General features: G+C 33.8%; 12 protein-coding genes. All 12 read left to right on the top strand.

The window, feature by feature from the left end:
* On the top strand, window positions 1-314 hold a 314-nt coding region (locus IV71_RS06780), incomplete at its 5' end, for an IS30 family transposase (protein ID WP_156405645.1).
* A gap of 356 nt (window positions 315-670) precedes the next feature.
* A complete protein-coding gene (locus IV71_RS06775) occupies window positions 671-889 on the top strand; it encodes a helix-turn-helix domain-containing protein (protein WP_010691966.1) in 219 nt (72 codons plus the stop codon).
* A gap of 4 nt (window positions 890-893) precedes the next feature.
* Window positions 894-1,769, top strand: coding sequence for a replication initiator protein A (locus tag IV71_RS06770; RefSeq protein WP_010691965.1), 876 nt, complete (start codon window positions 894-896; stop codon window positions 1,767-1,769).
* A 38-nt stretch (window positions 1,770-1,807) separates the two neighbouring features.
* The gene (locus IV71_RS06765) at window positions 1,808-2,038 is read left to right on the top strand and encodes a hypothetical protein (protein ID WP_010691964.1); all 231 of its coding nucleotides are present in this window, start codon (window positions 1,808-1,810) and stop codon (window positions 2,036-2,038) included.
* Window positions 2,035-2,376 (top strand): hypothetical protein, encoded by a 342-nt coding sequence (locus tag IV71_RS06760; RefSeq protein WP_010691963.1) that lies wholly within the window; start codon window positions 2,035-2,037, stop codon window positions 2,374-2,376. Before IV71_RS06765 ends, IV71_RS06760 begins: the two co-directional genes overlap by 4 nt.
* A complete protein-coding gene (locus IV71_RS06755; RefSeq protein WP_010691962.1) occupies window positions 2,373-2,870 on the top strand; it encodes a hypothetical protein in 498 nt (165 codons plus the stop codon). The genes IV71_RS06760 and IV71_RS06755 overlap by 4 nt, the downstream gene beginning before the upstream one ends.
* Before the next feature lies 1 nt (window position 2,871).
* Window positions 2,872-3,816: a hypothetical protein gene (locus tag IV71_RS06750; RefSeq protein WP_010691961.1), complete on the top strand. Its 945-nt coding sequence runs from the start codon at window positions 2,872-2,874 to the stop codon at window positions 3,814-3,816.
* A 249-nt stretch (window positions 3,817-4,065) separates the two neighbouring features.
* The gene (locus IV71_RS06745) at window positions 4,066-4,344 is read left to right on the top strand and encodes a hypothetical protein (protein ID WP_010691960.1); all 279 of its coding nucleotides are present in this window, start codon (window positions 4,066-4,068) and stop codon (window positions 4,342-4,344) included.
* Window positions 4,341-4,781 (top strand): hypothetical protein, encoded by a 441-nt coding sequence (locus tag IV71_RS06740; RefSeq protein WP_010691959.1) that lies wholly within the window; start codon window positions 4,341-4,343, stop codon window positions 4,779-4,781. Before IV71_RS06745 ends, IV71_RS06740 begins: the two co-directional genes overlap by 4 nt.
* A gap of 8 nt (window positions 4,782-4,789) precedes the next feature.
* Window positions 4,790-5,221 carry a hypothetical protein gene (locus IV71_RS06735; protein ID WP_010691958.1) on the top strand — a complete coding sequence of 144 codons (432 nt, stop codon included), beginning with the start codon at window positions 4,790-4,792 and terminating at the stop codon, window positions 5,219-5,221.
* A gap of 48 nt (window positions 5,222-5,269) precedes the next feature.
* Window positions 5,270-7,303 carry a relaxase MobL gene (gene mobL, locus IV71_RS06730; protein ID WP_056995052.1) on the top strand — a complete coding sequence of 678 codons (2,034 nt, stop codon included), beginning with the start codon at window positions 5,270-5,272 and terminating at the stop codon, window positions 7,301-7,303.
* Window positions 7,293-8,081: a sigma-70 family RNA polymerase sigma factor gene (locus IV71_RS06725; RefSeq protein WP_010691955.1), complete on the top strand. Its 789-nt coding sequence runs from the start codon at window positions 7,293-7,295 to the stop codon at window positions 8,079-8,081. The genes mobL and IV71_RS06725 overlap by 11 nt, the downstream gene beginning before the upstream one ends.
* Window positions 8,082-8,308: the final 227 nt, after the last annotated feature.

Here is an 8,308-nt window from a genome sequence, read left to right as displayed (position 1 = left end):
CGATTACTTGTGATCGTGGTTCAGAGTTCATATCAGTTATGACCCAAGAAGTCTTTATCCGGCACAAAATTAAGTATTACTATGCCCACGCCTATTCGCCGTATGAAAGAGGAACCAACGAGAACTTTAATCGCACACTAAGAGAGTATTTCCCAAAGAAAACCAATTTCGGCCATGTAAAGCCCTCAGAGCTCAAAAAAGCTTTGTTGAGTATCAATACTCGTCCGATGGCTTTACACGGCTTTAAAACGCGTCTGAGCGCCTTTAAACGACACCTCAGCTATCAAAAGCTACAGTTAAGTTGGATAACATAAAAATAAGCTTCATCAAAAGATGTACTTGGCTATAAAAATAGGCAGGTTTTTTTAGTGACCACAAATTTTTTTAAAACATAAAAAAGCTGATATAATCAGCTTTATCGAGGATTTATCCCGATTGATTCTTTAAACTGTTGCGTTAGGGGTTGACAAATGCCGTGCATATGTTACTGGACTTGCAAAATTAAAAGCAACAGAAGGCTAGCTAACACTGATACATCAATGTTCTCATTGTTGTTAATCATACATTAAATTTGCATTATTTAAGCAAAAGAGCTACTTTTTGTGGCTCTTTTTTTTGTGCATTTTTACTATTGAACCGTTAGTGGGTTTTAGTTATTAGGAGAATAGATATGGAACTTAATTTACGAGAAATTGTGAAAAATTACCGTACGGAACGAGGTTGGTCGCAAATAGAGTTAGCTAAAAATTGGGGCATTCCTCAATCTACTATTTCTGGTTGGGAACGATTTCCAAATGTTGAGCCTTCAGCAGGTAACCTGTTAAGTCTCGCTCGAAACTTACATTTAAGTGTTGAGGAACTTGTTGAACAGACAATCAATAAGGAGTGAAAAGATGCAGCGAATTTCAATCCAACAGATTCAATCATTTGAACAATTTTATCGAATTCCCAAAGTATTTTTCACCTCTGAAAAGTACAAAAACATGAAGCTTGAGTCAAAAACTGCCTACGCTATTTTGCGAGATCGTTTTGAGTTATCACTTAAAAACGGTTGGGTTGATGAAAATCAAGATGTTTATTTCGTATATACAGTAGCAGCCCTTCAAGAAATTTTAGGGTGTGGCAAGAATAAAGTGATTGCAATAAAAAAAGATTTAACAAAATATGGATTGCTTGAAGAAGAAAAAAGAGGATTCAATCGGGCAAACCGACTTTATATTGGATCCGTAACAAATGATTTCTTCTCAGAAAAGTCGTCTGAACCCTTGGTAGACAAGGAGGTTTCAAAATCAAACCTCCAGTGGTTTCAAAATCAAACCTCCGGTGGTTTAAAAAAAGAACCTCCAGTGGTTTCAAAATCAAACCCTAATGATACTGACTTAAGTGATACTGACTTAAATGAGACTGAAAACAAATCTTTTGAAGATGATGATGACCTGAATATATTTAATAAGCAAAACAAACCTTCATCGATTGACAAAAAAACGAAAAGTAATGTTGATCTTCTTGTTGAGCAATATCTTAATGACACGAATGGAGAAATAACTCCAATTAAAAAACGAAAGCTTGATGAGCTAGTTAATCGTTTTGGAGGATTACTGGTCAGCGAAGCAATCACCAAAGCAGCCTTAAATGAATCTGAAAGTCTTGTGTATATTCAAAAGGTTTGTGAAACATTAGATCAGGAGGAACGTAAAAGTTTGGCAGCATTTCAAAAAAACAAATTGAAGTCAGGCATAACTGTTCCTATGAAGGTTCAATTTCGATAATAAGTTGATAATCAGCAATTAAACAGAAGGCATAACAAATGACAGATCGACAGAAAACAAACGATTGGTTTGATGAAACTAATCGAAAACTGCAAGAAAGTGCTAACCAGCATCCAAATGAAACCATTTTCAATAACCGACAATTAAGGTTATTGAAATATCGATTAAGCTCTCTCAACGAAGAAGATGAGAATTATCCGATTTTAAAAAATATGGTTTTGAGAAAGGAACAAGAACTAAAAGGGGAAAAAGAAGAGGGGAAACAATGACTCAGAAATTCATAAAGTTTACATTCTTGACTCCAGATGGGTTAGAAATTTATTCCAATGGGAATGCAGTAGAACATCTTGGAATATTGCCGAAAGGATTAACAAAACAAGAATTAACTAGAGGAGATTTAGTTGCTGTTGCTGAGGGTAAACACCATGCAATTACAGTTGGTGTAATTACACAGGTAATTATACATAGTGATTTTGTTCCAGACCCTGATTCTAAAAAGTATAAGGTTCTTTACATTCCAGATGAAAATGATGCTTTGCTTTACACAGTCGCAAGAATCGCACTATCCACAAACCGTATACGTCCCATTCCAGGAGAAAAATCATGAAAAGAATTGAAGGTTTCTTCAAACATACAATGCACGTAATCGCAGTTATTCTGTTTATCTTATGTGGCTTTTTGCTAGTAAAAAGTTATACGCAAGTTAGCGCTGGGGACATGACAGAAACGCCAAACGTATCTTATTCAGATGTAATGAATAATTCTATGAATCAAAAAACAATTTTGGTTTTCTTTGAGCCCGGAACAGACAAGGAAAAGAAGGTAAAAATAAACCTTCAAAATAAAACACAGTCATTAGGTATTAAGGACCGTCCTAAAATTGTTTATCAAAGTTCACAATCTAAGAATGGCGTTCGCATGATGCAACGTTTTTCAGTTAATCGTATTCATTCACTTTACATTGTTCCAATTTACAAAGGGAAAGAAGTTAGTTCGATTGATGGTTTAAACACTGACGATATTAATCAAAATATTTATCAAAACAATGTTGTGAATAGCAACGTAGTCGCATCACTAATTACCGGTTATTGGAGGGCCTAATATGTTAAATAAATTCAAACTTGCACCTGGACAGTGGCAATATTTTTTGGAAGAGAAAGTAATATTACGTCAGCGGATTTATGTCTTGGTTTCAGTTTTTTTAATCTTTATTTTGATGATTTTTGCTTTTGTTGAACGTCAATCAGATCCACTTTCAATTCGACAGACAAAGCTTGATTCTCCGATTAATGTTGGATCTGGAACAACATCGTATCAAGTTCAAATGTTGTCTGCTGAATATAATCCTAATAGCCATGTTGCGCAGTTTAAATTTTCAGCAAGCACCACTTCTTCTAACTCGGTTTTTACTGGAAGTGAATTAAAATTTTCAGGTAAAACAACTCAAGGAGATGGTGAGATTAAAGTGATTCCGACAATTAATAATCAGTGGATTGTTACAATTACCAATCTTGACAAAAAGTTTGGAGCTATCCAAATTCAAGTTTCATCTAACACACCAACTCTTTCTCCAACGTCCGTTGACTCATCTTCATCATCCAGTTACACATCAAAAGTAACAAATCAAAAAGCAACTTTCTCTGTGGTTCAGAAAAGTTTGAAACGAAATAAAAACTTGAAAAATCAATCTGCAAAACAAGTTACTTTGGATGCTGTTTCATCTGAAGTGAAGAGTAATAATCAACAAATTAATGATTATAAAAAGAAGATTGATGATGCAAATAAGTTGATTAATTATGACAATGAGCAGATCAATAAGTTGCAGCAAAATACTGATTCAATTACACAGGATGAAGCAAATCGCCGAAATCAAACGATTCAAAATCTTCGACTGGATATTACGTCAACGCAGAATTCTTTGAACACTTTGAATGGAAAACTAGCTGATGCACAACAAAACGATGTGGCGCTTAAGCAAAAGAAAAATGATGTTGAAAGTGGAAAATTCCAATTCCCAGAAATTCAAAAAGCATCTAAAATTAAATAATTTAGTGTACGTACAAGTGTACGGTTTATAAAAGGAACAGGCGATCAGCCGACAAAATTAAACAAAATAGGTGTACGTACAACTGTACGGAAGCACATTTTTGTGTGGGACATGGAAAACCCTTGCACTGCAAGGTCTCACGAAATTCGTGGGACAGTTTTCCCTTATGCTCTGTTTTCTTTACTTTGTACGGGTGTCTGCCGTACAAATCGTACGTACAGTGTACGTACACCATTAGGAGGTCCAAATTTGGTTGAGATACGAGTTAGAAACGTTAGTAGTGAAACTCTTGAATTATTAAAGCAAGTATCCAAGCAACAGGGGTACAGTTCGTTGAATCAATTTATGCACGAAGTTATCTTAAAGATTTCTGGTGGTGGGCCCGTTCCTGAAAATCAATATAACGAATTAAAACAAAAAATAACTAATTCAAAAAATGAGATTTTAGAATCTAATAAACTTGTGATTCAAGCATTGGAGGAACAAAACAAATTATTAGCATCAATTTTGGAGGGAAACGACTTATGAGTATAAGACATGAATTTAGATTCAACGATGGGATGGAAGAAAAATTTAAATCCATTGTGCGATGGGCAAATGACCGTGATGAAAATTTTGATTTTAAAATGAGTAATACAGAAATTTTGGAGCTATGTATTAATCATTTTTGGAAACTTTTTGTTATCCCATTCGAAGATAATACAAAAAATACTTTTGAAGTTTTACTAAAACGATATGAAAAAGCAGGTAGCCGTCCTTCAAGTGAAACGGAACAACAACTTCGAAACATCAGAAGCCAATTACTTTTCATGAAAATGTTGTTGCTTAATTCAACTTCCTTACCAAGCGTTGATGAGTTCCAAAGTTACATCTTGCCAGGAACAATTGCTAGAGAACGAGAAGAAAAAATTTTCGATATTATGAAGCATGATATTGAAATGAAGAAGAAACAACAGAACAGGTAGGAATCTTTATGGAAGCCGAATATTTAAAAAAACTTCAATCGTTACTCGGTCAACTTGATGAAATTGACGAGATTTATTGGAATGGAGTAGGGGATAAATCCAATGTTCCTATTCCAGAAAGTGAACGGTGGTTTAATTTGATTGGTGATGCAGATGCAAATAACAATTGGATTATCCCAGCTGATTTACTTGGTTTAGACATTGCACAAACAGAAAGAATTAAAAGTCAACGAATTATTGTTAATGAAATTAGGGATTTAACTAATGGATATCTGTCAAGATTCGGGAAACAAATTAAATCTAAGCGAACTTCTATCGATTTAGAACGATTAAAAGAGAATGTTAAATGGGCCAAACGATTTGGCCTTTCAACTTCAGAAGTAGCTCAAGTTTTGGGTGAGAAACTTTCAACCATTAAAGATGTGTTAATAAAAAAATAGGCCGAATTTTTCGGCGTACATAGCTTGAGAATAGCAGAGGTATTAATCATGAATAAAGTCTTCAGTCATTCATTAAAGGGAACAAATCCAGATATTATTATCAAACAAAAATTTGATAAGTGTCGTCCAACTTATGTGAACTACACTCTTAATCATAGTGGTCGTGATGAAGACATTTCGAGTGTTCGTAACGACCAAGATATACTAGGTCAAGAAATTGCAAAAGAAAGAGGACACTATGCAGATTATGTTGATTATGGAAACAAAGAGTATCAAACAAAACTAGAGAAAGGTGTGATTTCAAATTTAACTTCAACCTTTACTCAAAATAGTTTTAATCTTAATCATGATGAATTGAATGAATTAAAAGAGAGAGTTAATAATGCAGCACATAATAAAAATATTATGTGGAAGACAGTTGTGTCTCTATCTGATGATTTTTTAATCAGAGAGAAAATAATGGACAATGCAATTGACCGAAATTTGGATCAAAGACGTTTAAAAAAAGCGGTTCAAAAAGTAATGCCTAATCTTTTGAAAAAAGAGGGGCTCAATGATAGCGCTGAATGGTGGGGCAACATTCACCTACGTGGCGATGAAAATGACAAACATGTGCACATCCATTTAGCAACGTTTGAAGAAATATCAAAGCGACAAAAGTGGCAATCACAAAATGGTTACAAACGAAACCAACCAAAAGGAGTGTTTAAACAAAAAAATTTAGATTCATTCAAAAAGGAATTTCTAAAAGAATCTGAACTAAAGCATTCAATGGTTATTGAAAAAGAACTGTTGATTGAAAGACAGATTTCAGAAAGAAAAATCATTGACAGGCTTCGCCAAAACAAAGAAAAAGTTTTATTTAAAGAACAGACAAATCTGTTAAATGCAATTTACAATGTGTTGCCAGATAATCAAAAAGAATGGCGTGCAAAATCAAATGCAGTGACAATGAAGACCGCCAATTCTCTCGCTGATAAATTTATAGATAATTTTTTAACGGCTGATCCAGTTGCTATGGAATCAGGCGAAAAATTAAAAAAAATAAATGAACAACTTCAGTCGAAATATCAAAAAAAATATGGACTTAATCAACGAACCGGTGATTATTCTAATCGTCAATCAAAGCTCTTAAAACAACAACTGGTAAATGAATTATATCGATCACTAAGAAACTTACCTAATGATTTCGTTGAAACAGAATACATAGCTGAAAACTTAATCGATCACCAGGAAATTAAGAATCAACTTACTGATCAGATTGCTGAAATGAAAAGGAATAAGCAGCAACCACCGAAAAAAGTATTACGGGAACTAGGAAAACAAAAGAATGACATTCGAAAAATCAATGCAAAATCTGAGATTGAAGAAATTGAAGGTAAGTTGCTTAAACTTAGTACTGCTCATCAAACTCAATTTTCAAATTTTTATCAATCAAAATTTGAAAAGAGAAAACGTTACTTGGAGCTGTCGTTAGTACCAAGTTATAAACTATCAGAAATAGAAAAAGAGACTAGAAGAAAACTAAGATTTGAGACATTAGAACCAGAAAATGCAAATGTGAACGATGTATCTGAAAATTATCGTTTAGTCCATCAAAAAGAAATAGCAAATGAGTTATCAGCTATTCAAGCTGCAGGTGATAGTGAGATTACCATTTTGTTCACTAGTGTGAATGGGCGGAATGATCTGATTAATCAAATCAATCGTAGAAAGATTATTCTAGAAGATAAAGGGGTTATTTTTGATAATAATTTACAATTGACGAACAAACAGAATATCAATAACCAAGAATTAAAGAATAGGCTACTAAATGAAAACAAAAGAAGATTCGAAAGAATAAAGGCAATGGGAGCGCCTTCCGCAAATTCAAGTGGAACGATAAATAAAGAAATATCTAAAAAAAATAAGCATAGCTTGAAGATTAGGAAAAAACTTAAAGTGGCAGCAACGCTTCATGTTTTGGAACGTATGGCTGCTTATGATCAATCGAAAGATGTTGAAAAAGTAGCACAAAAGGAATATGAGGAAGAGCAAGAACGAATTAAGCAAATTGAAAGGCAGAAAGAGTATGGAGAATAATATCCCTGAAATTGAAATATCTGAGCAGGAACAAATAGATTTATTAAATCGTGTCGTTAGTGGGGACGAGAAACCAGTCGAAAAATTAATATCAGCCAATATGCGTTTGATTTATAAGATTGCGCATTCCTATATTTCATCAGAAAATAATGCTGGATCTACTTCAATTTTTGAAGAACTGATTGAAGTAGGAATTATTGAACTTATTACAGCTATCAAATCATTTGATCGAGCCAAACTTAAAGGCACGTTGCTCCATTATTTTTATTTAAGGATAAATGCAGCAATGTATTTAGTATATAATCACGAAAATAACGTTATTCAGATGCCGAGGGGGCGGCATCATCTTGTTCAGCAATATCTAAGAGAAGTTCAGAAACTCAAGCAAGAAAATGAGAGTAACATCAATGACGAATTAATAGCAGAACGGTTAGGTTGGAGCATTAAGAAGGTTAAGGATGTGGCACTATCTCTTGAAATGAACACTCGTGATTGGCATGGATTGGAAAATTCTTTGCAGATAAGTGATGGTACGTTTGCATTTGATTCTTCACAAGAACTGTTAGATGTTGTTGAGGCTCAGGTCAAAGAATTACCAGCCATTGAGGAGTTAATGGTCTGTTTATCTTATGGTTTTGATTCCACGGCTAGAAAGAGGAGTGCTGTTGAGGTGGGGAAGTTATTAAATATAAGTCAACAAACTGTCTCTAAGACATTAATCAATGCCCGGAAAGAACTTAAGAATCGCCTAGAAGCAATGAATATTTTTAATTACTAATAATCTCTTGCCTTTTTTGGTAAATTTGCTATGATAGTATTTATCTTTGTCCGTATCAATGTTGCTGAATTTGCCTTCTGTGATAAGGTTCGGACAAAGATGGGGAGGGCACATTTGTGCTCTTTTTTTATTCAAAAAATAATTGTAATTACAATTATAGTTGTAATTGTAATTATAATTATATGTAGCTCTCACAAATGTGGGGGCTTTTTTTATTGAAAAAAAGT

The sequence above is a fragment of the Fructobacillus fructosus KCTC 3544 genome, assembly GCF_001438695.1.
Lineage (GTDB): Bacteria > Bacillota > Bacilli > Lactobacillales > Lactobacillaceae > Fructobacillus > Fructobacillus fructosus.
The sequence above is the reverse complement of the archived record's forward strand: the minus strand, read 5'-3'. Positions and strand labels throughout refer to the sequence as shown.